Origin of the sequence: Actinomadura fulvescens (assembly GCF_039533225.1) — a bacterium.
Taxonomy (GTDB): Bacteria; Actinomycetota; Actinomycetes; order Streptosporangiales; family Streptosporangiaceae; genus Spirillospora; species Spirillospora fulvescens.
Genome location: NZ_BAAATD010000006.1, coordinates 35,351 through 59,606 on the forward strand (window position 1 = coordinate 35,351; position 24,256 = coordinate 59,606).

24 protein-coding genes, 1 tRNA gene and 1 pseudogene are annotated in these 24,256 nt (G+C 70.5%); 12 read left to right on the forward strand and 14 right to left on the reverse strand.

Features of this window, described 5'->3' with window-relative positions:
• Positions 1–107: 107 nt before the first annotated feature.
• Complete coding sequence (locus tag ABD333_RS22460; protein WP_344543820.1) at positions 108–1,004, forward strand: NmrA family NAD(P)-binding protein; 897 nt, start codon at positions 108–110, stop codon at positions 1,002–1,004.
• A gap of 11 nt (positions 1,005–1,015) precedes the next feature.
• Positions 1,016–1,357 (forward strand): cold-shock protein, encoded by a 342-nt coding sequence (locus ABD333_RS22465; protein ID WP_344543822.1) that lies wholly within the window; start codon positions 1,016–1,018, stop codon positions 1,355–1,357.
• Between the two features lie 80 nt (positions 1,358–1,437).
• Here ABD333_RS22465 and ABD333_RS22470 read toward each other — a convergent pair.
• A tRNA-Tyr gene (locus ABD333_RS22470) sits at positions 1,438–1,519 on the reverse strand.
• 161 nt (positions 1,520–1,680) lie between these two features.
• Between ABD333_RS22470 and ABD333_RS22475 the strand changes: the two genes are divergently transcribed.
• Positions 1,681–2,169 carry a YajQ family cyclic di-GMP-binding protein gene (locus ABD333_RS22475; protein ID WP_344543823.1) on the forward strand — a complete coding sequence of 163 codons (489 nt, stop codon included), beginning with the start codon at positions 1,681–1,683 and terminating at the stop codon, positions 2,167–2,169.
• 99 nt (positions 2,170–2,268) lie between these two features.
• Here the strand turns inward: ABD333_RS22475 and ABD333_RS22480 are convergent, their stop codons facing one another.
• Complete coding sequence (locus ABD333_RS22480; RefSeq protein ID WP_344543825.1) at positions 2,269–2,538, reverse strand: helix-turn-helix domain-containing protein; 270 nt, start codon at positions 2,536–2,538, stop codon at positions 2,269–2,271.
• A 48-nt stretch (positions 2,539–2,586) separates the two neighbouring features.
• On the opposite strand from ABD333_RS22480, the gene map reads away from it, so the two are divergent.
• The gene (map, locus tag ABD333_RS22485) at positions 2,587–3,354 is read left to right on the forward strand and encodes a type I methionyl aminopeptidase (protein WP_344543827.1); all 768 of its coding nucleotides are present in this window, start codon (positions 2,587–2,589) and stop codon (positions 3,352–3,354) included.
• A gap of 146 nt (positions 3,355–3,500) precedes the next feature.
• Positions 3,501–3,893, forward strand: a complete 393-nt coding sequence (locus tag ABD333_RS22490) for a hypothetical protein (protein WP_344543828.1) — start codon at positions 3,501–3,503, stop codon at positions 3,891–3,893.
• 61 nt (positions 3,894–3,954) lie between these two features.
• Here ABD333_RS22490 and htpX read toward each other — a convergent pair whose 3' ends face one another.
• The 7 genes and pseudogenes from htpX to ABD333_RS22525 all read right to left on the reverse strand — a co-directional run bounded on the left by htpX (position 3,955) and on the right by ABD333_RS22525 (position 11,524).
• The gene (gene htpX / locus ABD333_RS22495) at positions 3,955–4,812 is read right to left on the reverse strand and encodes a zinc metalloprotease HtpX (protein WP_344543830.1); all 858 of its coding nucleotides are present in this window, start codon (positions 4,810–4,812) and stop codon (positions 3,955–3,957) included.
• Between the two features lie 184 nt (positions 4,813–4,996).
• Positions 4,997–6,517 carry an NADH-quinone oxidoreductase subunit N gene (locus ABD333_RS22500; RefSeq protein WP_344543831.1) on the reverse strand — a complete coding sequence of 507 codons (1,521 nt, stop codon included), beginning with the start codon at positions 6,515–6,517 and terminating at the stop codon, positions 4,997–4,999.
• Between the two features lie 19 nt (positions 6,518–6,536).
• The gene (locus ABD333_RS22505; protein WP_344543833.1) at positions 6,537–8,042 is read right to left on the reverse strand and encodes a complex I subunit 4 family protein; all 1,506 of its coding nucleotides are present in this window, start codon (positions 8,040–8,042) and stop codon (positions 6,537–6,539) included.
• Positions 8,039–9,982: an NADH-quinone oxidoreductase subunit 5 family protein gene (locus ABD333_RS22510; protein ID WP_344543834.1), complete on the reverse strand. Its 1,944-nt coding sequence runs from the start codon at positions 9,980–9,982 to the stop codon at positions 8,039–8,041. The genes ABD333_RS22505 and ABD333_RS22510 overlap by 4 nt, the downstream gene beginning before the upstream one ends.
• Before the next feature lie 137 nt (positions 9,983–10,119).
• Positions 10,120–10,422, reverse strand: a pseudogene (gene nuoK / locus ABD333_RS22515) (NADH-quinone oxidoreductase subunit NuoK); the annotation flags it as partial.
• Positions 10,422–10,991 carry an NADH-quinone oxidoreductase subunit J family protein gene (locus ABD333_RS22520; protein WP_344543836.1) on the reverse strand — a complete coding sequence of 190 codons (570 nt, stop codon included), beginning with the start codon at positions 10,989–10,991 and terminating at the stop codon, positions 10,422–10,424. The gene ABD333_RS22520 and the pseudogene nuoK, both read right to left, overlap by 1 nt.
• Positions 10,988–11,524 (reverse strand): NuoI/complex I 23 kDa subunit family protein, encoded by a 537-nt coding sequence (locus ABD333_RS22525; RefSeq protein WP_344543837.1) that lies wholly within the window; start codon positions 11,522–11,524, stop codon positions 10,988–10,990. The genes ABD333_RS22520 and ABD333_RS22525 overlap by 4 nt, the downstream gene beginning before the upstream one ends.
• Before the next feature lie 367 nt (positions 11,525–11,891).
• On the opposite strand from ABD333_RS22525, the gene ABD333_RS22530 reads away from it, so the two are divergent.
• On the forward strand, positions 11,892–12,446 hold the full coding sequence (locus ABD333_RS22530) for a ComEA family DNA-binding protein (RefSeq protein WP_344543839.1): 555 nt from the start codon (positions 11,892–11,894) through the stop codon (positions 12,444–12,446).
• A gap of 35 nt (positions 12,447–12,481) precedes the next feature.
• On the opposite strand, the gene nuoH is transcribed toward ABD333_RS22530, so the two are convergent.
• Genes nuoH through ABD333_RS22550 form a run of 4 tightly spaced genes read right to left on the reverse strand, consistent with a single transcriptional unit; the run spans position 12,482 to position 15,616 of the window.
• Positions 12,482–13,438, reverse strand: coding sequence for an NADH-quinone oxidoreductase subunit NuoH (gene nuoH / locus ABD333_RS22535; RefSeq protein ID WP_344543841.1), 957 nt, complete (start codon positions 13,436–13,438; stop codon positions 12,482–12,484).
• Positions 13,431–14,006 (reverse strand): NADH-quinone oxidoreductase subunit C, encoded by a 576-nt coding sequence (locus tag ABD333_RS22540; protein WP_344543843.1) that lies wholly within the window; start codon positions 14,004–14,006, stop codon positions 13,431–13,433. Before ABD333_RS22540 ends, nuoH begins: the two co-directional genes overlap by 8 nt.
• Positions 14,003–15,205 carry an NADH-quinone oxidoreductase subunit B gene (locus ABD333_RS47550; RefSeq protein ID WP_425546928.1) on the reverse strand — a complete coding sequence of 401 codons (1,203 nt, stop codon included), beginning with the start codon at positions 15,203–15,205 and terminating at the stop codon, positions 14,003–14,005. The genes ABD333_RS22540 and ABD333_RS47550 overlap by 4 nt, the downstream gene beginning before the upstream one ends.
• Before the next feature lie 39 nt (positions 15,206–15,244).
• Positions 15,245–15,616 (reverse strand): NADH-quinone oxidoreductase subunit A, encoded by a 372-nt coding sequence (locus ABD333_RS22550; protein WP_344543845.1) that lies wholly within the window; start codon positions 15,614–15,616, stop codon positions 15,245–15,247.
• A gap of 365 nt (positions 15,617–15,981) precedes the next feature.
• Here ABD333_RS22550 and ABD333_RS22555 point away from each other — a divergent pair, with 365 nt between their 5' ends.
• From ABD333_RS22555 to ABD333_RS22575, 6 genes are all read left to right on the forward strand, one after another.
• Positions 15,982–17,118, forward strand: a complete 1,137-nt coding sequence (locus tag ABD333_RS22555; RefSeq protein WP_344543847.1) for a hypothetical protein — start codon at positions 15,982–15,984, stop codon at positions 17,116–17,118.
• 281 nt (positions 17,119–17,399) lie between these two features.
• Positions 17,400–18,464, forward strand: coding sequence for a hypothetical protein (locus ABD333_RS22560; RefSeq protein WP_344543849.1), 1,065 nt, complete (start codon positions 17,400–17,402; stop codon positions 18,462–18,464).
• A gap of 78 nt (positions 18,465–18,542) precedes the next feature.
• Positions 18,543–18,644, forward strand: coding sequence for a putative leader peptide (locus ABD333_RS47555; RefSeq protein WP_425546932.1), 102 nt, complete (start codon positions 18,543–18,545; stop codon positions 18,642–18,644).
• A 396-nt stretch (positions 18,645–19,040) separates the two neighbouring features.
• The gene (locus tag ABD333_RS22565; protein ID WP_344543851.1) at positions 19,041–20,882 is read left to right on the forward strand and encodes a 2-oxoacid:acceptor oxidoreductase subunit alpha; all 1,842 of its coding nucleotides are present in this window, start codon (positions 19,041–19,043) and stop codon (positions 20,880–20,882) included.
• Positions 20,875–21,954 carry a 2-oxoacid:ferredoxin oxidoreductase subunit beta gene (locus ABD333_RS22570; RefSeq protein ID WP_344543853.1) on the forward strand — a complete coding sequence of 360 codons (1,080 nt, stop codon included), beginning with the start codon at positions 20,875–20,877 and terminating at the stop codon, positions 21,952–21,954. The genes ABD333_RS22565 and ABD333_RS22570 overlap by 8 nt, the downstream gene beginning before the upstream one ends.
• Positions 21,955–22,168: 214 nt before the next feature.
• Positions 22,169–23,269, forward strand: coding sequence for a SecDF P1 head subdomain-containing protein (locus ABD333_RS22575; RefSeq protein WP_344543855.1), 1,101 nt, complete (start codon positions 22,169–22,171; stop codon positions 23,267–23,269).
• 38 nt (positions 23,270–23,307) lie between these two features.
• Here the strand turns inward: ABD333_RS22575 and ABD333_RS22580 are convergent, their stop codons facing one another.
• Positions 23,308–24,174 (reverse strand): YceI family protein, encoded by an 867-nt coding sequence (locus tag ABD333_RS22580; RefSeq protein WP_344543857.1) that lies wholly within the window; start codon positions 24,172–24,174, stop codon positions 23,308–23,310.
• Positions 24,175–24,256: the final 82 nt, after the last annotated feature.

Below are 24,256 nucleotides of genomic sequence, written 5' to 3' on the forward strand. Positions count from 1 at the left end.
CTCCTGTTTCCAGGGAGACGACGTGCCCCACCCTCGCGTGACAACTCAAATGCGGCCAGATCCTGGCCGCATTCATGCCTAGCCTGAAACCAACAGAGAGGAGCACAATGACCATCGCAGTCACCACTCCGACCGGACATGTCGGATCCCGTGTGGTCCGGTTGCTCTTGCAGGCCGGCGTCCGGCCGCGAGTACTGGTCCGCGACCCCGCCCGTCTGGACGCCGCTACCCGCGAGCGCGTCGACGTACGCCGCGGTGACCTGACCGACGCCGCGTTCGTCCGCGAGGCGACGGTCGGCGTGCGAACGGTTTTCTGGGTCGACCCCACTCCGCATTCGGCCGACAACCCGATCGAGACCTCGGAGAAGACGGCCTCCGGCCTCGTGGATGTCGCCCGCGCCGGTGACATCGGACGGGTCGTCCTACTGAGCAGCGTCGGCGCCGAGAAGCGTCACGGAGCGGGCCACATCGACGGGCTGGCCCGGATAGAGGAACGGCTCGACGCCACCGGCGCCGACATCCTCCACCTACGCTGCAGCTACTTCTTCACTAACCTGATGCAGGACCTGGACAGCCTGGCCCAAGGCGTGCTGATCAGCCCGTTCCCGCCCGACAGGCCCATGCCATGGGTCGACCCGCGCGACATCGGCGACGTGGCCGCCGCACGACTGCTCAACGACGCCTGGAAGGGCCGCGTCGTCCAGGCCGTCCACGGACCCGAAGACCTCAGCTTCGAGCAGGTCGCGAAGATCCTCACCGAGGTCCTGGACCGCCCGATCGAACTCAAGGCCGTCGATCCCGACGATGTCCGCGCCGCACTCCGCTCAGCCGGCCTGAGTCCCACCGCAGTGGAGGGCATAGTCGGAATGTCCGCCGGAACGCGCGACCTGGTCCCCGAGCAGCCACGTGACGTGGTGACCACAACACCCACGACCCTGGCAAGCTGGGCCTACACCCACCTACGCCCGGCCCTGAAAACAACAAACGAAAAACGGCTCCACTGAAGGGCAGCTCAATGAACTCAGGTGGAGAACCCGTCAACGGCACAGTCAAGTCCTGGCACTCGGCGGAGGGCTGGGGAGTCCTCGCCTCTCCTGACGTTCCCGGTGAAGTCTGGGCGCACTTCTCGGCGATTTGGAGCAAAGAGCCGGACACCTTCCGGAGCCTGACCCCCAAGGAACGGGTCGTCTTCACCTGGGAGCAGGCCGAGCAAGACGGTTACGCCTTCAGCGCGACCGAGGTGCGCCGCCCGAAAGACGTCAACGCCTCCACAGTCTGGGGCGCACCACAGCCCAACACGCTGGGCGGCGACGGGGCCTACTCCTCCACCCTGCAGATCTCCTGGGACTCAGAGTGACCCACTGACCAGCCCACGCGTGGGGTGAACGCGGGCGGCCCCCGACCGTTTGGGCTGGTCGGGGGCCGTTCGGCGTGGTGTGGCGGGTGCAGGGTTCGAACCTGCGTAGGCTAAGCCGACGGATTTACAGTCCGCTCCCATTGGCCACTCGGGCAACCCGCCGTGGCGTCGCTCTCGCGACGGCACTGGAAAGAATAGCGGACCCCGGCGGTGCTCGTGACATCGGGCTTCCTCGCCAGGGCGGGCGCCGGCGGCTCATGTCTTCGGCGTGGTCTCGCTACGCTCGGGGGACTACCGGAAGAAGCAGACGAGAATGGTGTCCCATGGCTGACTCATCGTTCGACATCGTGAGCAAGCTGGATCGGCAGGAGGTCGACAACGCCCTGAACCAGGCCGCCAAGGAGGTGGCCAACAGGTTCGACTTCCGGAACGTGGACGCCGGGATCAAGTGGTCCGGGGAGACCATCGAGATCCAGGCCAACACCGAGGAGCGGGCGAACGCCGTCCTGGACGTGCTGAAGGACAAGCTGGTCAAGCGGAGCATATCGCTGAAGGCCATCGACCCCGGCGAGCCGAAGCTCTCGGGGAAGGTCTACAAGCTGAGCGTGGCGCTGAAGGAGGGCATCTCCCAGGAGGACGCCAAGAAGATCGGCAAGATCGTCCGCGAGGAGGGGCCGAAGGGGATCAAGGCCCAGATCCAAGGGGACGAGCTGCGGGTGAGTTCGAAGAAGAAGGACGATCTTCAGGACGTCATCGCGCTGCTGAAGGGCAAGGACCTCGACGTCGCCCTGCAGTTCACGAACTACCGCTAGCGATGAACGAGCGCGCCGGCCGTCTTCCCCCGCAGAAGGCGCCCGGCGCGCCCGCACTTCTTATGACGGGGGAAGGCGCCGAGAGGTTCAGATGAGTTTTCAGCCGGCGAGCGACGAGGTCTCGTCGAAGGGCTGAAGCTCGCGCGCGAGGGCCGCCAGATCCAGGTCGAGCACGCGGGCGAGGGCCGCCACGGTGAAGAACGCGGGGGCCGCGATGGCGCCGCGTTCGATCTTGCGCAGGGTGTCGAGCGAGATACCGGCCTCGGCGGCGACGCCGGCCGCGCTGCGCGGGCCCCGGGCCGCACGCAGGACCTGCCCCAGCGCCTTGCCTCGGTCGCGCTGCTCTTCGGTCAAAGGGGTACGCACCATGGCCGGAGTGTATCGGAGATTTAAATACTGGTATTACTATCTACCGCCATGGTGACTTATCGAAGCCCGCGCGAGTGGGCACGCATGCGCGAGGCGGGCCGGGTCGTGGCACACACGCTGGAGGCGGTCCGGCGCGCGGCCGAGCCCGGCGTCCCGCCCGCCGAGCTCGACGCCGTCGCGGCGAGAACGATCAAGGAGATGGGGGCGCGACCCTCGTTCCTGGGCTATCAGCCCGACTGGGCGCCGACGCCCTACCCGGGCACCGTCTGCCTGTCGGTGAACGACGTGGTCGTGCACGGCCTCCCGAGCCGGCGGCCACTGAACGAGGGCGACGTCCTCTCGATCGACTGCGGCGCGGAGCTCGGCGGCTATCACGGCGACGCGGCGATCACGGTGGCGGTGGGCCGGACCGACGAGGCCGCCCAGGCCTTGATGGACGCCACGCGTATCGCCTTGGAACGCGGGATCGAGGCCGCGCGGCCCGGCGGCCGGATGGGCGACATCGCCCATGCCGTCGAACGCACCGCGCTGGAGGGCGGCTATGGCATGCCCGAGGGATGGGGCGGGCACGGCATCGGAACGGCCATGCACGAGGACCCGCCGGTGCCCAACGCCGGACGTCCCGGCAAGGGCCTCCGCCTGAAAGAGGGGCTCACCATCGCGATCGAGCCGATGTTCCACGAGGGCGGCCGGAACGGCATCCGCGTGCTGCCCGACGGCTGGTCGATCGCCACGGCGGACGGCAGCCGCGCGGCGCACTTCGAGCATTCGGTCGCCATCACCCCGGACGGCCCGATGATCCTCACCCTGCCCTGAAGACGATGACTTGCAGTAGTCAATAACCACTCTTAGTGGTCGCAAGAGTGATCGACAGGCAGAGTGGCGTCCGGGCGTCCGTCAGGCGCCACCCCGGAGCGGCCTGTTCGCCCGGGGCAACCAGCTCATCGAATTCGGGGTAGACCATGCTCAGCACGAGGAAGCTGCTCGCGTCCCTGGCTTTCGGCACGTTCGCCGTCGGTGGCGCGACGGCCGTGGACGCGGCGGTGCAGGCGAGCGCCGCCGACGTGACGTCCACCTCCGTGACCGCGGCGGCCGCCGTCAGGGAGCCCCTCTGCCGGTTCAGGATCCACTCGAAGAACGGCCGCGTCGTCGTGCGCAAGGCCCAGCTGAAGGGCAAGCGCCTCCAGCTCGGCAAGCCGGTCGGGTACTTCAAGGCGAAGGAGGTGACCGCGGGGACCTGCAAGGCGTACCAGGGCTACCACATCATCGGTGGCCGCATGGCCGGCAATCCCAAGCAGACCGTCGCCGGCGCCGTCCCGCAGGCCAACGTGCAGAAGCTCGGCAGGCTCAAGTAGCGGAGCGGAGCCCTCAACCCGTACGAATGCCCGGCGGCCCTGCGGCCGCCGGGCATCGTGCTCAGCGCGGGCGGCCGGCCATGCGCTCCAGGCGCGCGATGCGCTCGGCCGTCGGCGGGTGGGTGGAGAACAGCTTGCCCATGCCACGGCCACGGAACGGGTTGGCGATCATGAGGGAGCTGGTGGAGGCCAGCTCGGGGTCCTGCGGGAGCGGCATCGCCTGCGTCCCGGCCTCGATCTTGTGGAGGGCGCTCGCCAGCGCCAGCGGGTCGCCGGTGAGCTGGGCGCCGGACGCGTCCGCGGCGAACTCGCGGGTCCGGCTGATCGCCATCTGCACCACCGCCGCGGCGATCGGCCCGAGGATCAGCATCAGCAGCGCGCCGAGCAGGCCGGGGCCGTCATCGTCGTCGGAACGGCCGATCGGCAGGAAGATCGCCAGATGGGACAGGTAGGTGATGACGGTCGCGATCGCGGCGGCCACCGAGGAGATGAGGATGTCGCGGTTGTAGACGTGGGACAGTTCGTGTCCGAGCACCGCCCGCAGCTCCCGCTCGTCCAGCATCCGCAGGATGCCGCGCGTGCAGCACACCGCCGCGTTGCGCGGGTTGCGTCCGGTGGCGAACGCGTTGGGCTGCATGGTCTCGGACACGTACAGCCGCGGCATCGGCTGCCGCGCCGAGGTCGCCAGCTCGCGGACCAGCCGGTAGAGCACCGGCGCCTCGACCTCGCCGACCGGATGGGCGCGCATCGAACGCAGCGCGATCCGGTCGCTGAAGAAGTACGCGATGCCGTTGGTGACCAGCGCGATGACGAGCGCGATGAAGAGGCCCGCGTTGCCTCCCAGCACCCAGCCCACCGCGAGCATCAATGCGGACAGCGCAGCGATGAGAGCCGCCGTCTTGACGCCGTTGAACTGCACTTCTGCCCTGCCTCCCCGTTGTTTCCGTCCCCTTTCAAGAACGGTTTGACCTGGGCGAATGTTCCACCTTCGGGACGCGTCAAACCGGCCGCAGGCCCGAGCCCGCAAGGGCTCGCAGGTGAACGGGCGTCCGGCTGAACGGGCGTCCAGGTGAACGGCGTCCGGTCGAACGGGCGTCCGCCGGTCAGCTCACCGAGGTGACCGTCTGCAGGACGAGCTGCGGCGCCACCGACAGGACCACGGCCCCGGCGGCGGTCGCCGCGATGGCGGCGCGCACGGGGAAACCGCCGGGCCCGGCGGCGAGCAGGTACGGGCGGCCCTCGGGCGCGGCGAAGAGCCGGACGGCCCAGACCAGGTAGTAGTACAGGCCGATCACCGTGTTGATCGCCATGACGACCGCCAGCCACGTGACGTCCCCGGCGACCACCGCGCGGAACACCACCACCTTGGCGAAGAGGCCCATCACGCCCGGCGGCAGTCCGGCCAGGCAGATCAGAAAGAACGCGAGGGCCGCGCCGATGGCCGGGCTGCGCCGGGCGAGCCCGCGATAGTCGTCCAAGGTGTCCCATTCGGCTCCGCCGTATTCGGCAAAGCCCTGCTGGGCACGTCCACGGAAGGCGATGACCACGGCGAACGCACCGAGGTTCATGACGGCGTAGAGCGCCACGTACGCCGTCGTGGCGGCGACCGCCTCCGGCAGGCGGTGCGTGCCGACCGCGAGCGGCGCGAGCATGTATCCCGACTGTGCGACCGACGACCAGGCCAGCAGGCGGATCGCGGTGCGCTGCCGCAGGGCCATCAGGTTGCCGAGGGTCATCGTCACCGCGGCGAGCAGCGCCACCACCGGACCCCAGACGTGGGCGTACGCGGGGAAGCCGAGCGCCAGCACGATCGCCAGCCCGGCGAATCCGGCCGCCTTGGAGACCACCGACAGGAACGCCGCGACCGGCAGCGGCGCGCCCTGGTAGACGTCGGGCGCCCAGAAGTGGAACGGCACCGCGGCGACCTTGAAGCCGAATCCCACCAGCACGAGGACGATGCCGACGCCCACGACCGGGTCGTAGTCGCTGGGCAGGCGCTCCAGCGCGGCGGCGATGCGGTCGAGGTGCATCGCGCCGGTCGCCCCGTACACCAGGCTGATCCCGAACAACATCAGCGCGGCCGACACGACCGAGACCAGGAAGAGCTTGAGCGCCGCCTCCGAACCCGTACCGCTGTACCTCTTCAGCGCGACGAGCGCGAACACCGGCAGCGACAACGTCTCCAGCGCCACGACGAGGAGCACCAGGTCACGCGCGGCCACCAGGCTCAGCGCCCCGACGATGGCCGACAGCAGCAGGAAGTGGTACTCCCCCGCGGGCATCTCAGACTCGGCGATCTCACGCAGCGACAGCAGCACGACGACGACGGCCGCGGCCAGCACGACCCCTTGGAACAGAAGCGTGAAGTCGTCCGCCACGTACGAGCACGACCGCGGGCCGTTGCCGCGCAGCTCACCCGGCAGGCAGAACGTGGCGCGACGGTCGCCGAACGCCAGCAGCACGACGCTGAGCAGCGCCACCGCGAGCGCTCCGCCGCTGAGCATCCCGACGACGCGGCGCGGCACGTCGAACGCGTCGGCCAGCAGCACCGCGATCGCGGCCACCGCCACGATCAGCGCCGGCGCGACGGCCGCGTAGTCGATGCTCTGGATCACCTGGCCCATGACATCACCCGGCCCATGATCAGCCACCTCCCAGCAGCGCCCGCACGGGGGCGGTGGTCACTTCCAGCAGGGCCTTGGGCCACAGGCCGACCAGCAGCGTCAGCACGATGAGCGGTGTCCACGCCGCGTACTCGTACACCGAGATCCCGGCGACCTGCCGCGCCGCCACGGCCTCCGACGGCGGCCCGTGCGTGATCTTGGCGAGCATGCGCAGGAAGTAGGCGGCGGTCAGCACCGCGCCGAGCCCGCCGACCGCCATGAACGTCACGAACGTCTCGCGCGGCAGATCGCCGTGCGGCCGGTACGCGCCGAGCAGCGCGAGCATCTCGCCCCAGAACCCGGCCAGGCCCGGCAGCCCGAGGCTCGCGATCGAGGCGAACGTGAGGATCGACGCCAGCCTGGGGGCCTTCGCGAGCATCCCGCCGCCGAGCGCGTCCAGATCGCCGGTGCCGTACCGTTCCTTGACCGCTCCGGCCAGGAAGAACAGCAGTCCGGTGATCAGGCCGTGCGCGATGTTGCCGAACAGCGCCGCGTTCAGCCCGACCGGCGTCAGCGTGGCGATGCCGAGCAGCACGAAGCCCATGTGCCCGACCGACGAGTACGCGATCATCCGTTTGAGGTCGCGCTGGGCCAGGCAGGCGAGCGCGCCGTACACGATCCCGATGACCGCGAGCAGCCCCAGCCACGGCGCCCAGAACTCGGCGCCCTCCGGCACGGCGGGCACCGCGATCCGGACGAAGCCGTACGTGCCCATCTTCAGGAGCACTCCGGCCAGCAGCACCGAGCCGACCGTCGGCGCCTCGGTGTGCGCGTCGGGCAGCCAGGTGTGCAGCGGCCACATCGGTGCCTTGACCGCGAAGCCGAGGCCCATGAGCAGGAACGCCGTCACCTGGATGCCGTGGGCGACCCCGGCGCCCTGCCGCTCGGCGAGCTCGGTCATGTCGAGCGTGCCCGCGTTCACCGCGACGAGCAGCATGCCGACCAGCAGCAGGCCGGAGCCGAGGAGGGTGTAGAGGATGAACTTGTACGCGGCCGCCCGGCGCCCGGCGCCGCCCCACAACGCGATCACCACGTACATGGGGATGAGGACGACCTCGAAGAACACGAAGAAGAGCACGAGGTCGAGCGACACGAAGGTGCCGAGCATCCCCACTTCGAGCAACAACAGCAACGCGGTGAGCAGCCGCCCAGAACCGCCTGCGGGCGGGTGCTTGATCGTGTAGAGGAAGCACAGGAACGTCAGCAGCGCGGTCAGCACGACCAGCGGCAGCGAGATCCCGTCCACGCCGAGGTGGAAGCGCAGCCCGACGGACGGCGCCCATTCCTCGTTGACGCCGAACTGCATCCGCGTCGGGTTTCCGAAGTCGAACGCCGCCAGAGCCACAGCGGCCACCAGCAACGTCACCCCGGAGACCGCGACGCCGTAGCGGCGCACCGCCACGTCACCCGGCAGGAACCGCTCCGCCGGCAGGAGCAGCAGCAGCGCTCCGGCGAGCGGTATCCCCACCATCAGCAGGAGGATCACAGGAAGATCACCACCCCGGCGACGATCACGAGGGTCCCGGCGAGGACGCCGGTGAGGTAGGCCTGCGGGTTGCCGTTCTGCGGCAGCCGCGCCAGCTCGCCGAGCCGCCGCGCCGTGCGCGCGGTGCCGACGACCGCGGCGTCGATCCCCCTGCCGTCGAACGTGACGACGTACCGGGCCAGTGCCCGTACGGGCCGTACGATCACCGCGTCGTACACCTCGTCCACATAGAAGGCCCGCAGGAAGACCGGACGCGCCGGGCCGAGGGCGCGGGCGGGGTCGAGCGCCGGGTCGCGGTTCCAGACGACGAACGCCGCGCCCGCCCCGGCGACCACGAACAGCAGCGCCAGGACCGCCGAGCCGAGGTGCGGCCGCAGGTCGGCCTCGCCGATGCCGAAGAACCCGATGAACGCCGCCGGGACGGCGAGCACGGTCACCGTGCCCACCATCAGGATCGGGGCCTCCGCCGGCTGGTAGGAGCCGCGCCCGCGGTTCTCACCGAAGAACGTCATCAGCCAGAGCCTGGTCGCGTACGCCGCCGTCACCGCGACGGTGAGCAGCAGCCCGAGGTAGACCAGCCAGTCGGCGGCCGACGCCCCGTCGCTCAGGGCGGCGTGCTGCGCGGCCTCGATGACCGCGTCCTTGCTGAACCAGCCGCTGGTGGGCGGGACGCCGACGAGCGCGGCGAGGCCGATCGTCATCGTCCAGAACGTGATCGGCATGCCCTGCCGCAGCCCGCCGTAGTCACGGAGCATGTTGGAGCCGGTGACGACGATGACGCAGCCTGCGGCGAGGAAGAGCAGTGCCTTGAACGCGCCGTGCGTGAGCAGGTGGAAGACCGCGCCGTTCCTGCCGCCCACCGCCAGGCCGCCCGCCATGACGGCGAGCTGGCTGACGGTGGAGTAGGCGAGGACGCGCTTGATGTCGTCCTGCGCGAGCGCCGCCAGAGCCGAGCCCAGCATCGAGATGACCGCGAGGATGCCGAGCACGGTGAGCGCAGCGGGCGCCGCGACGAAGACGTCGTAGACGCGGGCGACGACGTAGATCCCGGCCGCGACCATCGTGGCCGCGTGGATGAGCGCGCTGATCGGCGTCGGGCCCGCCATCGCGTCGGGCAGCCAGGTGTGCAGCGGGAACTGCGCGCTCTTTCCGGCGACCCCGGCGAGCAGCAGCAGCGCCGCGACGGTGACGGTCGTGTGCGGCATCGACGGCGCCTCGTCCAGCACGCGTTCGATCGAGAACGAGCCGGCGCCGATGCCCAGCACGAAGATGCCGAGGAGGAACCCGACGTCGCCGAGCCGGGTCACCAGGAACGCCTTGACCGCCGCCCGCGAGTTGGCCCGCTCCTCCCAGTGGTGGCCGATCAGGAAGTACGAGCAGACGCCCATGACCTCCCAGCCGACGTACAGCAGGAGCAGGTCGCCCGCGAACACGACCAGCAACATCGCCGCGGTGAAGAGCGAGATGAACGCCGCGTACGACGAGTAGCGCGGGTCCTTGCTCATGTAGGCGACGGAATAGACCTGCACCGCCAGCGCCACGCAGCAGACCATGAACGCGACGACCGCGGACAGCCCGTCGATCTGCAGGCCGAGCTCGATCTCGACAGTGCCGGTGGGGACGCGGGTGAGGACAGCGGTGCGGTCGCCGGGGTCACCCCACACGGTCAGGCCGACGATCGCGGCCAGCACGGTCGACACGGCGATCGGCACGCACGCGATGAGTGCCGGGCCGTTCCTGAGGAACGAGCGTTCGGCGACGGTGGCGGCGCCCTGCCACGCCTCCGCGCCCGCCTCCGGGCCGCCGCCCGGCACGGGATCGGGTGCGGGCGCCGTCGTGGCCGGGGCGCCCAGAAGGGCGCTGAGGCGCGGGCCGAGCAACATCCCGGCGAACGCGGCGAGGAACGGCAGCAGGATGACCGCCGAGGCGAGCCCGATCACGTGGCGCTCCCCTCGGCGCGCGCGACCGCCGCGTTCTCCTCGTCCCGGTCGCCGCCGTCCGGGCCGCCTTCGCCAGGGCCGCCGTCGCCCCGGCCGTTGGGGCGGCCGTCCTCGCCGAGGTCGGTGTCGCCGGTCTCTTCGGCGAGCGTCCGCAGCCGGTCGACGTCGATCATCTGGCGGGTGCGGTAGACCAGCAGCACGATCGCCAGGCCCAGCCCGACCTCGGCGGCGGCGATCACGATGGTGAACAACGTCAGCACCTGGCCGCCGTGCAGCCGGTCGCGCCACCAGATGTCGAACGTGACGAGGTTGAGGTTGACGGCGTTGAGCATGAGCTCGACCGACATCAGGACCAGGATGGCGTTGCGGCGCGCGAGCACCCCGTACACGCCGATCGAGAACAGCAGCGCGGCGACCACCAGCGGATAGGCGAGATGCATCAGCCGTCTCCCTCCCCGCGACGGCCGTGTCCCGGGCGTTCCACGCCTCCTGAGCGTCCTGGACGTCCTGGGCCGATGTCCGAACGCGACAGGACGATCGCCCCGACGAGGGAGGCCAGCAGCAGCACCGACAGGACCTCGAACGGCAGCACCCAGGTACGGAACACGCTGGCGCCGAGCTCGTCCGCCGATCCGCCGCCCGGCTTCAACGGCGTGTGCGCGTCGCGGAAGCCCATCACCAGCACGGTCACGAGCACGGCGGCCGTGGCCACCGCGACGCCCGCCGCGATCCACCGGTTGCCGGAGTCGAGGTCCGTGGACTGCCCGATCGGCGCGCGGGTGAGCATGATGCCGAACAGCAGCAGCACCACGATCGCGCCGACGTAGATCAGCACCTGGACCCACGCGACGAACTCCGCCGTGAGGACCAGGTAGCCGCCCGCCAGCGCACCGAACGACACCACAAGCCACAACGCCGCGTGCACCAGCTGCCGGGTGGTGACGACGAGCAGCGCCGACCCGACCGCGACGATCCCCAGAAGCGTGAAAACGACCTCTTGACCGGTCACGTGGCGCCCCCGGGAGCCCGTTTCGGGCGGGCGGCCGCCTTCTCCGCGGCGGCGACCTCCTTGGGCGGCTCCGCAGCCGGGTCGTGGGCCTGGGGCGGCGGCACCGTCCACATCCACTCCCGCAGCCGGTCCTTCTCGTGCGTGAGCTCGTTGATGTCGTACTCGGCGTACTCGAACTCGGGCGACCAGAACAGCGCGTCGAACGGGCACGCCTCGATGCAGATCCCGCAGTACATGCACAGCGCGAAGTCGATCGCGAACCGGTCGAGCACGTTCCGCGTCCGCGCGCGGCCACCGCCCTCGGCCGGCAGCGTCTCCTTGTGCGAGTCGATGTAGATGCACCAGTCGGGGCATTCACGCGCGCACAGCATGCAGACGGTGCAGTTCTCCTCCAGCAACGCGATGACGCCCCGGCTGCGCGGTGCCAGGTCAGGCTGCACTTCCGGGTACTGACGCGTGATCGAGCGCCGGGTCATCGTGCGCAACGTGACCGCCAGCCCTTTGGCCAGTCCGCTTCCTGGTAGCCGTCCCACGCGCCCCATGATTCCGTACGAAGCGCCGCGGGGGAACGCGCGGGGGAACGCAAGGAGGGTCACGTTCGTCCAATCAAACGTGAGCCACGGCGTCAACGGCCCCTACGATCCCGGCGACGACGACCCGCCGGTACGACGGCCGCGCCCGCATGCCGGACGCCCTCACCACCACCCTGGACACCCTCCCTACCCACCTGGAACGCGCCCTCCGTACCCACCTGGGTGGCGTCCTCCGTATCCGATGCCTCCCGTACCGCCGATGGCACCGGTACCGCCCGTTCCATCGCCCCCACCCGACACGCCGAGTGGGATTCTGTGGGCTTTTGTGCCGTTCCTAACGTTCGGTATTGGTACGCCCTTTTCCTTCATGTACGCCGCCGTACGGCGCGGCTCGGCCGGTCTCGGGGCGACAGCGGCCGGATACGGCATCGGGCTCGGCATGGCGCTGATGCTGACGAACGCGGGCGACTTGGCGGCGGGCGCGCTCGGCGGGTTCATGATGGTGATGTTGTGGATCGCGGGCACCGTGCACGCGTTCAGCGTCCGGCCGTCGGTGTTCCCCCGGCCGGGGCCGCACAGCCGGCAGAACGAGTACGCCATCCACGTCGCGAAGTACCGCCGGATGCTCCGCGAGGACGCCCGCAGGATCGTCACCGAGGACCCGGCGCTGGCCCACGAGCTGCGCATCGGCCGCCCCGACCTCCCGCGCACGTACGACGACGGCGGGCTGGTCGACGTCAACCACGCCCCGTCCGACATCCTGGCCACGCTGCCCGGCATCACCACCGAGCAGGTCGAACGGATCGTCCGCCGCCGCGGCGACCAGGGCGGCTTCGTCTCCGCCGAGGAGCTCGCGGTGGACGCCGACCTTCCCCCCGACCTGCTCCCGCACCTGATCGAGTACGCGATCTTCCTGCCCTGACCGCCGCCGTCCCGGCACGAGGACGAGCAAAGGGCTCAGGCGAAGGCGACCTTGAGCACGCCGGTGAGGGCGAGCTGGGCCAGCGACAGCGGCACCAGGTAGGCCCAGGCGAGCTTCTGGAGCTGGTCTTCGCGCATCCGCGGGTAGCTGACGCGCAGCCAGATCACCAGGAACGCGAGCACGAAGACCTTGAGCAGCGTCCAGAGCCAGCCGAGCTCGGTGTCGAGGAACGGGCCCTTCCAGCCGCCGAGGAACAGCACGGTGGTCAGCGCGCAGAGCACGATGATGCCCGCGTACTCGGCGAGGAGGAACAGGGCGAAGCGCAGCCCGCCGTACTCGGTGTACGGGCCGAAGATGATCTCTGAGTCGGCGACCGGCATGTCGAACGGCGGCCGCCGCAGCTCGGCGAGCCCGGCCACGAAGAAGACGACCGCGCCGACCGCCTGCCACGGCAGCCAGTACCAGCGCCACTCCTCGGCGATGCCGCTGAGCGACAGCGTGCCCGCCGCCATCGCCACGGACGAGGCCGCGAAGACCATCGGCAGCTCGTACGACATGAGCTGCGCGGCGACCCGCATGCCGCCGAGCAGCGAGTACTTGTTCGCGCTGGCCCAGCCGGCCATGATCGCGCCGATCACGCCGACGCCCATGACCGCGAGCGCGAAGAACAGGCCCACGCCCAGATCCAGCACGACCTGGCCGTCCGGGCCGACCGGTACGACGATGAGGACCAGCAGGTACGGGACGAGCGCCACGCCCGGGGCCAGCTTGAACACCCAGCGGTCGGCCGCCTGCGGGATCACGTCCTCCTTCTGGGCGAACTTCACCCCGTCCGCGACGAGCTGCGCCCAGCCGTGGAAGCCGCCGGCGTACATCGGCCCCAGCCGGCCCTGCATGTGCGCCATGACCTTGTGCTCGGCCTGCCCGACCAGCAGCGGCAGCACCGCGAACGCGGCCGCGACCAGCGCGAGCTTGACGACGATCTCAAGCATCGGGCGCCGCCTTCCTGGTCGTGCCGGGACCCCAGTCGTCGGGCACCCCGGGCGGGCGCACCCGGCGGCGGCTCGGCGCTCCGTGCCCAGACTCGCCGGGCTCCTTGGCGCCCGGCCACGGCTTGGCGACACGGGCCGCGAGCACGAACTCCTTGCGCAGCGGATGCCCCTCGAACCCGTCAGGCAGCAGCAACGGCAGCGGGTTGGGATGGCCCTCGAAGACCACGCCGAACATCTCCTGCGTCTCGCGTTCGTGCCAGTCGGCCCCCCGGTAGACACCGGTCGCCGTCGGCAGGACCGGCGCCTCGCGCGGGATCCGCGTACGGATCAGCAGATGGTGACGGGACTCCAGCGAGTAGACGTGCGCGACGATCGCGAAGCCCTCGGTCAGCTCGTCGACCCCGGTGAGCCAGTCGAAGAACCCGCACGACAGCTCCTCGCGCGCGAACGTGAGGGCCTCGACCCACACCTGCGGCGGCACGCCCACGGCCAGCCCGCCGAACGTCTCCTCGGTGGTCACCTCGTCGCCGAACCGGTCGGTCCAGGCGGCGGCCAGCTCCGCGCTCACCGCTCCGACCGCCCGATCTCGTCGTCGCCCTCGCCGTCGCCCAGCCCCGGAATGATCGACGGATCGTGACCCCGCCTCCGCTCCGGCGGCTCCACCGCCGGGACCGGCCGCGTCTCGTCGTCGGGGCCGGCGGCGGGCTCATCCGCGACAGGCACCGGCCGCGTCTCATCATCCGGCGCCGCGACCTCAGGCTCAGGCACCGCAGGAACGGGGCGCGTCTCATCGTCAGGCGCCACCGGGACAGGACGCGTCTCGTCGTCCGGCGCCGCGACATCCGGCTCGGGCACCGCGGAGACAGGACGCGTCTCGTCGTCCGGCGCCGCGACCTCAGGCTCAGGCACCGCAGAAACAGGCCGCGTCTCGTCGTCGGGCTCGGGCACCGCAGGAACGGGGTGGGTCTCGTCGTCGGGGTCAGGCGACACCACTGGAACGGGCCGCGTCTCGTCATCCGGCTCGGGCGCCACCGGGACGGGGGGGGTTTTGTCGTCGGGGCCGGATGCCGGTTCGGCGACGGTCGCGACCGGGTGTGTCTCGTCGTGCGGGCCGGGCGTCTCAGGCTCTTCGGCTGGGGTCGATTCGTCGCCGTGGAAGAGATCGTCCGGAACGTGGGGCAGGGGCGGGGGCTGGAGGGGGCGGCGGAGGACGGTGGCCGATAGCGGTCGCGGCGCGGGCGGCGGGGTGACCGGATCGGCGGAGCCGTTGTAGCGCTCGCCGAGCGACTCGTCGGCGATCTTCTCCTGCAGCCGGATGATGCCGTGCAGCAGCGCCTCGGGGCGGGGCGGGCAGCCCGGCACGTAGACGTCCACCGGGATGATCTGGTCGACGCCCTTGGTGACGCAGTAGGAGTCCCAGTACGGGCCGCCGCAGTTGGAGCAGGCGCCGAACGAGATCACGTACTTGGGCTCGGGCATCTGCTCGTACAACCGTCTGACCGCGGGCGCCATCTTGTCGCTGACCGTGCCGGAGACGACCATCAGGTCGGCCTGGCGCGGGCCGGGGGCGAACGGGATGACGCCCAGCCGGATGAAGTCATGGCGGCTCATCGACGTGGCGATGAACTCGATCGCGCAGCAGGCCAACCCGAAGTTGAAGACCCACAACGAATAGCGGCGGCCCCAGTTGAGCACGAACTTGACCGGCTTGGGCGCCAGCCGCGACAGCGGTCCGACGCTCGGCGGGGGCAGATCGACAGTGCTCACATGAGCATTCTTACAGGCCGTCCCGATCTCGCCATCGACTCAGACCCACGAGAGCACGCCCTTCTTGCCCGCGTACGCGAGCCCAGCGGCAAGGAAGCCCAGGAAGACGAACATCTCGCCCAGGGTCGTCATGCCGTAGCCGGGCGCGGAGAAGACCGTCGCCCACGGGAAAAGGAACACCGCGTCGACCGCGAACACGACGTAGAGATAGGCGAACACGTAGTAACGGACGTAGGACTGCGCCCAGTTGTCGCCGACCGGGTCGACACCGCACTCGTAGGTGGTCAGCTTCTCGGCGGTGGGCCGGTGCGGCCGCAGCAGCCGGTTGGCCGCTAGGCCGCCGCCGACGATGCCGCCGCCGACCAGCAACAACACCACCAGTACGACGTACGAGTCGAAATAGTCCGTCACGGTGTCCTTCCAACCTCGCCAAGCGCCTTCCGTCAAGTATCTCCCACGGAAAGATCGGTCACACCGGAGCCCGTGGGCGTAAATGGCCACACACAAAGTCCGACGGGTACTGCACACTAGAGATGCATTTGGGGTCACTTGACCTGGAAGGACGTGACCGGATGAGCAACCCCCCACCGCCCCCGGGATGGGAACCCCCAGGCGGTTCCTCCTGGCCGCCTCCGCCGCCCCCGGGATCGGGTGGACCTCCTGGTCCCGGCGGCCCTGGCGGGCCCGGCGGACCAGGTGGGCCAGGCGGTCCCCCGGGCGGTCCCGGCGGGTTCGGCGCGCCGCCGCCTCCTCCTCCGCCTCCGCATGGGCCCGGCATGCCTCCGGGCGCTTACGGCGGTCCCGGGACACCGCCGCCGTTCTTTCCGCCGCCCGCCGGCCAGCCGCCGCGCGGTTCGAACCGCGGCCTGCTGATCGCGCTGCTCGGCGGGGGCGGGCTGGTGCTCGTCGTCGTGATCGCGCTCGTGCTGGCGTTCACGGTCTTCAAAGAGGACAAGATGACGCCCTCGGAGCGGCTGGCCGCGACGGCGACCTCGGTGTCGACCGCGCGGGCGCTGACGTTGAAGGGCACCTTCTCCGGCGGCGGCGACACGCTGCAGGGTGAGCTGAAGGTCACCAAGGGCGGGCGCGCGGCCGGTCAGGTCTCCTGGGACGGCGACAACGTGACGATGCTGTCGGCCGACGACAAGCTCTTCGTCAAGGCGCCCAAGTCGTACTGGTCCAGCAAGGTCACCTCGACGTCGGCGATGCTCAAGGACGGCGACCAGTGGGGCAGGGTCAGCTCCAGCGACCTGAGCCTGGACGTCGACAAGGACCTCACCCCGGCCGCCCTCGCCCGGGTGCTGCGGACGACCTCCGTCTACAAGTCCACGCTCAAGGAGACCAAGGCCACCGTCCAGGGCCGCAAGGCGCTGCGGATCGGCACCACCTCGGTGACCTTCTACGTGACCGACTCCGAGACTCCCGAGCTGCTGCGCTACGAGAGCTCGTTCCCGCGTGTCCAGATGGACGTCACCGCGCACAGCGCCGCGTCCGCCACCACGACGGTCGGCGAGATGCGCGCGATGATGGGCGAGCTCAAGGACTCGTTCGACAGCGAGGCGCGGGTGACCCTGGTCGACACCAAGAAGGGCCTGTGCACGACCAACAGCTCCGGCTGCCGGGTCCGCGGCCAGTTCCGTCCGTCGTCGGTCGCGTCGGGTCCCACCAAGGTCGAGATCAAGTTCAAGCTGACCGCGGGCTCCACCACGGGCCGCAGCCTCGGCGACTGCACGACCTCGATCAACGTGTCCTCGACCAGTCCGACCTGGGCCGAGTGCCGGGTCACCAGCGGCGCCTGGTCGAGCTGGTCGCGGAGCGGCGAGACGCGTTACTACACGCAGGCGCAATACCGGGTGCAGGGCGCGACCGAGTCCGAGATCCAGGGCCTCCAGAGCGGCCTCGACCGCGAGTGATCCGGCGCCTTCGGGCGTTCGGGTGCCGGACGATGCCCAGTCCTGCTGCGCAGGCGGGTATCGTCCGGCAATCTATGTCTGGCGCCGGTGTGGACGACTATGTCTGGCATCGGTGCGGCTGGCATCGGTCGTCGTGAGCGGAGTTCCACTGCGTGAGCGTTGAAAATGAGGAGTCGTCGGTGACGGATCCTCGTCCTCCCGTCCCGCCCACGCCCCGGGATGCGCTCCCCGCGAAACCGGCCGCCCGTGGCAAGCGGACGCTTGGGCTGCCTGTGCCCCGGATGGTGCTCGCAGGCGGTTCCGCGGCGCTCCTCCTGGTCGTCGCTGCCGTCGCCTACGTGGTCTTTTCCGGGGATGACGGCTCGACCGGCGATTCCCGAGGGAAGAGCAGCATCCCTGTGGGGTGGGCTCAGCAGGCGGCGCGGCAACTGCGGGCGGCACCCGGCCTGCAGTACGACGGCACGCTGTCGGCGGACGGTCAGCCCGTCCGGGTGCGGCTCAGGGTGACCAGGGCCGGGTCGGCCTCCGGCTCGCTGACCGTGGCGGGCGGACGGGCCGATGTGGTCTCGGTCGGCGGCCGGACGTTCGTCAGGGCGAACGCGGCGTTCTGGCGCACCTACGGCGGCGAGAGCTCACACCCGGAGAACTACGCGAACCGGTGGAGCAAGGCTCCGGCCTCGCTGTTCCGGCTGGACGTGGCGGACGTGCTCGGCGCCGGTGCGATCGCGGACCTGCTGGCCAAGACCACCGCCGGGCCCGCGACGGAGACCATCGGCGGCACGGCGGCCTACCGGCTCCGCACGCGGCGCGCCGACTACTTCGTGACCGCGGCCGCACCGCACCGGCTGCTCCGCGTTCACCCGGCGGGTCCGGGCGACCCGCGGTTCTCGGCGACCGCGCTGGCCGACACCGGCCTGCTGCTCGCCGAGCTGCGTCCGCGCGTGGCCGCGCTGGCAGGCGCGGCCGATCCCGGCCTGCGGTTCCGCCCCGGCAAGCTGACCTTCGTCAACTGCGAGGACAACGTCAGCGGCTGCACGGTGCGGGTGCCCGCGTCGCTGACCTCGCCCGACGGCGCCGTGCCGGCCGGCGCGCGGGCGGCGCTGCGCGCGACGATCACCAGCGGTGGGCGGCGGCTCGGCTCCTGCACCGGGTCCGGGCCGGTTCCGGACAACCGTGAGCTGGTGCTGCGCTGTACGGTCGGTGGCCGCGCCTGGCGCGCCTGGATACGCCAGGTCCGCGACACCCCCGGCGCGCACCCGTACGGCGCGACCGCGCGGGTCGTCGGCGAGGCCGTGGCCAGTGCCGATGTCGCCGATCTGCTCAAGAAGATCGAACGCGAACGCTGACGGGTGCGCACGTTCCAACGAAGGGGCCGGTGAATCCGGGCCGAATTCGTGCTGTCTATAGTGCGGGGCGTGAACTCCGTGCCCCCGGGAAGCCTCGGCTCCTCGCCGAATCTTCCGCGGCTCGTCCGGCGACTGCATGTCGACCTGTGCCGCTTGGCCAGCTGCCTGTGTTCTCCCTGAGCCCATGAACCCGGGTTCCCGGTGAACCCGAGGGCCCGCCTAGGTCGTACCTCTGGTTAGGACCTGCCCGAATCCGGTGAGGACGCGTGAACCTCTGGCCGAAGTGATACGTCTTGTGTTACGGGGCCAGACCTCCCTGGAAGAGGGATGTCACATGACGGGCGGAACATCGGCCGCGGCCGATCCCTTGGACCGTGGCCGGACGGCGACCACGCCGGCGACGACCATGCCCATGGCGTCACGGCGGCCGGCCGCCGCCGCGTCGTTCCCCGCAGCCTCCGATTTCCCGGAACGAGCAGTACGTACCGGACATACCATGAAGGTAAGCCTAAGTAGCATCACGGTTCTGGGAGCCTCCCCCGGGACCGGTGCTGCGCGTCGAGGAGGTCTTCCTCTGTGACCAAACAGGTCCAGCAACTCGACCGCGTCATCATCCGCTTCGCCGGTGACTCCGGCGACGGTATGCAACTGACCGGTGATCGCTTCACTCAGGAGACGGCCGCGTTCGGCAACGACTTGTCGACGCTCCCGAACTTCCCCGCCGAGATCCGCGCCCCGGCAGGGACCCTCCCCGGCGTGTCCAGCTTCCAGTTGCACTTCGCCGACCACGACATCCTGACGCCCGGTGACGCGCCCAACGTCCTGGTCGCCATGAACCCCGCCGCCCTCAAGGCCAACGTCGGGGACCTTCCCCGGGGCGCCGACCTCATCGTCAACACCGACGAGTTCACCAAGCGCGCGCTGGCGAAGGTCGGCTATGCCGCCGACCCCGTCGAGGACGGGTCGCTGAGCGAGTACCACGTGCACGCGCTGCCGCTGACGTCGATGACGGTGACCGCCCTCGCCGACTTCGACCTGTCCAAGAAGGACGCGGAACGCGCCAAGAACATGTTCGCCCTCGGGCTGCTGTCGTGGCTCTACCACCGGCCCACCGAGGGAACGATCGCGTTCCTGGAGAAGAAGTTCGCCAAGAAGCCCGAGATCATGAAGGCCAACATCGCGGCCTTCCAGGCGGGCTGGAGCTTCGGCGAGACGACCGAGGCCTTCTCGGTCTCCTACGAGATCAAGCCGGCCGAGCAGAAGCCCGGTCTCTACCGCAACATCACCGGCAACGTCGCGCTCGCCTACGGGCTGGTCGCGGCGGGGGTGCGGAGCGGCCTGCCGATCTACCTCGGCTCCTATCCGATCACCCCGGCCTCCGACATCCTGCACGAGCTGTCCAAGCACAAGCGGTTCGGGGTACGGACGTTCCAGGCCGAGGACGAGATCGCCGCGGTCGGAGCCGCGCTGGGCGCCTCGTTCGGCGGCTCGCTCGGCATCACCACCACGTCCGGGCCGGGCCTGGCGCTCAAGAGCGAGACCATCGGCCTCGCCGTCGCCACCGAGCTCCCGCTGCTGGTGATCGACGTGCAGCGGGCGGGCCCCTCCACCGGCCTGCCGACCAAGACCGAGCAGGCCGACCTGCTGCAGGCCATGCACGGCCGCAACGGCGAGGCGCCGGTGCCGGTGATCGCGCCGCGGTCCCCCTCGGACTGCTTCGACGCGGCGCTGGAGGCGGCCCGGATCGCGGTCGAGTACCGCACGCCGGTGATCCTCCTCTCGGACGGCTACCTCGCCAACGGCTCCGAGCCGTGGCAGCTCCCGGACGTGGACGCCCTGCCGAGGATCGAGCCCGGCTTCGCCGAGCCGAACCAGGAGGACTTCCAGCCGTTCAAGCGCGACCCGGAGACCCTGGCGCGGCCATGGGCCATCCCGGGCACGCCCGGGCTGGAGCACCGGATCGGCGGTCTGGAGAAGGCCGACGGCTCCGGCAACATCTCCTACGACCCGTCCAACCACGACCGGATGGTGCGGCTCCGACAGGCCAAGGTCGACGGCATCGCGAACGACATCGCGCCGCTCGCCGTCGATGACCCGTCTGGTGAGGCCAGGGTGCTCATACTCGGCTGGGGCGGCACCTACGGGGCCATCTCCGCGGCAGTACGGCGCATCCGCAAGGCCGGCCACCAGGTCGCTCAGGCGCACCTGCGCCACCTCAACCCGTTCCCGGCCAACACCGCCGAGGTGCTCCGCTCGTACGACAAGGTGATCGTTCCGGAGATCAACCTGGGTCAGCTGGCGCTGCTGCTGCGCGGCCGCTACCTCGTCGACGTGATCAGCTACAACCAGGTCCGCGGCCTGCCCTTCAAGGCCGAGGAACTCGCGGGCGTCATCCAGGATGTGATCGACAGTGAGTGACAACTCCGTGAACGGCAACGGGAGCGGCAACGGGCGAACGGCGCTCTCGCTGGTGCCCAAGACCGACCAGAAGCAGACCCTGAAGGACTTCAAGACCGACCAGGAGGTGCGCTGGTGCCCCGGCTGCGGTGACTACGCGATCCTGGCCGCCGTCCAGTCCTTCTTGCCCGAGCTGGGCCTGCGCCGGGAGAACATCACGTTCGTCTCGGGCATCGGCTGCTCGTCGCGGTTCCCGTACTACATGAACACCTACGGGTTCCACTCGATCCACGGCCGTGCGCCGGCGATCGCGACGGGCCTCGCCACGTCCCGTCCCGACCTGTCGGTCTGGGTGGTGACGGGCGACGGGGACGCGCTGTCGATCGGCGGCAACCATCTGATCCACGCGCTGCGCCGCAACGTCAACCTGAAGATCCTCCTGTTCAATAACCGGATCTACGGGCTGACCAAGGGGCAGTACTCGCCCACGTCGGAGATCGGCAAGATCACCAAGTCGACCCCGATGGGCTCGCTCGACGCGCCGTTCAACCCGATCTCGCTGGCGATCGGCGCGGAGGGCACGTTCGTCGCCCGCACGATCGACTCCGACCGCAAGCACCTGCAGTCGGTGCTGCGGGAGGCGGCCCAGCACGAGGGCACCGCGCTCGTCGAGATCTACCAGAACTGCAACATCTTCAACGACAACGCGTTCGAGCCGCTGAAGGACGCCGAGGTCCGCGACGACATCACGATCCGGCTGGAGCACGGGCAGCCGATCACGTTCGGCGCCGACCGGCAGAAGGCCCTGCGCCGCACGCCGGGCGGCTCGTTCGAGGTGGTGAACGCGGCGGACGTGGACCCGGCGGAGATCGTGGTGCACGACGCGCACGACCCGGACCCGTCGCAGGCGTTCGCGCTGTCGCGGCTGGACTCCCCGTCGTTCGAGCACACCCCGATCGGCGTCTTCCGGAACGTCGACCGCCCGTCCTACGACCAGGAGATGCGTGCCCAGGTGGACGAGGCCGTCGAACGGGAGGGCAAGGGCGACCTCGCGGCGCTCCTCGGCAGCGGCGACACCTGGCGGATCGACTAGCGAATCGTCGCCGCACGCTCACAAGTTGATAAAAGCGGACCTATGTACGAGGTGGACAACCGCATGATCACGCCAGTTCTCGCGCGATCATGCGGTTGTTCGCGTTCCAGGCTGGTGGGCCGGGCATGACGCGACTAAGTTGCCGTTCGATGCCGCAGTCGCAGGCCGGCCGCTGCTCGGACGATCGATGATCATGCAGACGGGGAGATGAACGATGCGGGTCGTTCCGCGCCGGACCAAGGGTCGCCAACGCCCGGAGGCCGTGGAGCCGCAGGCCGGGGACGGCGGCGCCCTCGCCGGTCCCGCCGAAGAGGCGACGGCGCGGACGCCCCCGGAACCTCGGGCCGAGCTCCCCGGGAAGACCTCCGACAAGGCGCCCACGACACCTTCCGAGAAGACCGCCGAGAAGGCTTCGGAGAAGGCTCCCGAGAAGACGGTTGGCAAGGCGGCTGAGAAGGCATCCGAGAAGGCGGCTGAGAAGGCTCCCGAGCGGACGGCCGTCCTCCCCGCCCATACCGGGGTCGAGCCCGTGCCGCCTCGTTCGGGAAAGCTGCCCAAGCAGAGCCGAGCCGCCCGGCGCGCGGCGAAGAAGGCCGCCAAGAAGGAAGGCCGCGCCGGCAAGGGCAAGGCCGCCACGCCGCTCCCGGCGTCCACCGGGGCCGGCGCTGCGGCCATGCCGCCCGACGATCCGGACCAGAAGCGCCGCGCCCGCTCCCTGGAACGCCAGCGCCGGCTCGCGCAGGTCAAGCGGGACCGGAAAGGCCTCGGCGGGCGAGGCGGCCGAGGCGGCCGGCAGGCCACGGCGGCGCGCGAGCACCGGTCCGCCCTGCTGATCATGATCCTCACCCTCGGGCTGCTGATCGCGGCCGTGGCCGTCACCGGCGGGCTGATCGCCTCGTCCATGCGGACCCGGCCGGTCACGCTGGCGGCGCCGCTGCACATCTATCCGGTCGCGGCGACGGTCCCGGGCCAGTGCCAGGCCGGTACGCAGGGGATCAGCTGGCCCAGCGCCACCGGGCCGACCTGCTATGTGCTGACCCAGGGCATCGCCATCCGGCGGGTCGCCGACCTCCGGCTCCAGCGCGGCAAGGCCCAGGGGGCCTACGACGTGGCGCTGACCCTGCGGACCACCGACCGGCGTGCGTTCGCCGACCTGACCCGCGCGATGGTCGGCAAGGACCTGGCGTTCGTCGTCCGTGACCGTCTGGTCACGGTGCCCCGGGTCGAGATGCCGATCTCCGACGGCAAGGTCGTCATCACCGGCACGAGCTCCAAGGGCGACGCCGAGAAGCTCGTACGCGAGCTCAAGGGATAAGTGATCCGCCCAGCTCTCGGGTAAGCGGAGCCGGCGAATCAGCCCTCGGGCAGGCGGTCGCCCTGGACCGCCTGGATCTCCAGTTCGACTCGCAGGGTCGCGCCGACGGCGGCGATCCCGGCCTCCAGCACCTGGTTGAACCGGATCCCGAAATCCGCCCGCCGAAGCTCGGTCGTGGCCCGGAAGCCCGCCCTGGTGCCTCCCCAGGCGTCCGGGCCGGTCCCGAGGTAGCCGAGATCGAGGTCGACCGGCCGGGTGATCCCGTTCAGCGTCAGCGACCCGTGCACCGTCCAGCGGTCCGGGCCCCTCGCGGTCAGCCCGGTGCCCGCGTACTCGATCAGCGGATGGCGCGCGCTGTCGAGGAAGTCGGCGGACCGCAGATGATCGTCGCGCAGCTTGTTGCCGGTGTCGATCGAGGCGGCCTCGATGCGGGCGCTCACCCGGGAGTCCTCGACCCGTTCGGCCACCTCGATCCGCCCCTCGAACGAGCCGAACCGGCCACGGACACTGGACAGCCCGAGGTGCTGCGCGACCGCGCCCACGCTGGAGTGGGCCGGGTCGATCGTCCACGGGCCGGGCGGGGGCAGTTCGGCGCCGCCCGAACGCGCGAGCACCAGGGCGCCCAGGTCGGCCGTGCCGGAGGGTGGGACGATCAGCGTCCGGGCGCCGGGCGCGTAGCCGGGGGCCGTCACGATCACGGTGTACGTCCCACCCGGCAGCGGCCCGGCCGCCAGTGCGCCGTCGGTGTCCGCCTCGATCCGCGCGATCTGGTCGCCCGCGAGGTCGGTGACGGTGACGACCGCGTGCCGTACCGCCCAGCCGTCCCTGGTCCGCACGGAGCCGCGCAGCCCACGGGCCGCGGCGGCGGCCCTCGTCCCGTCGTTCGCCGAAGCCTCGTTCGTCACAGCGCCGCCATTCCTGAATCCGTCCGTCCGGTCATCGGTGCCGCGTCCGGGCCCGCCTCGCACCGCACCTGCGAGGCGGGCC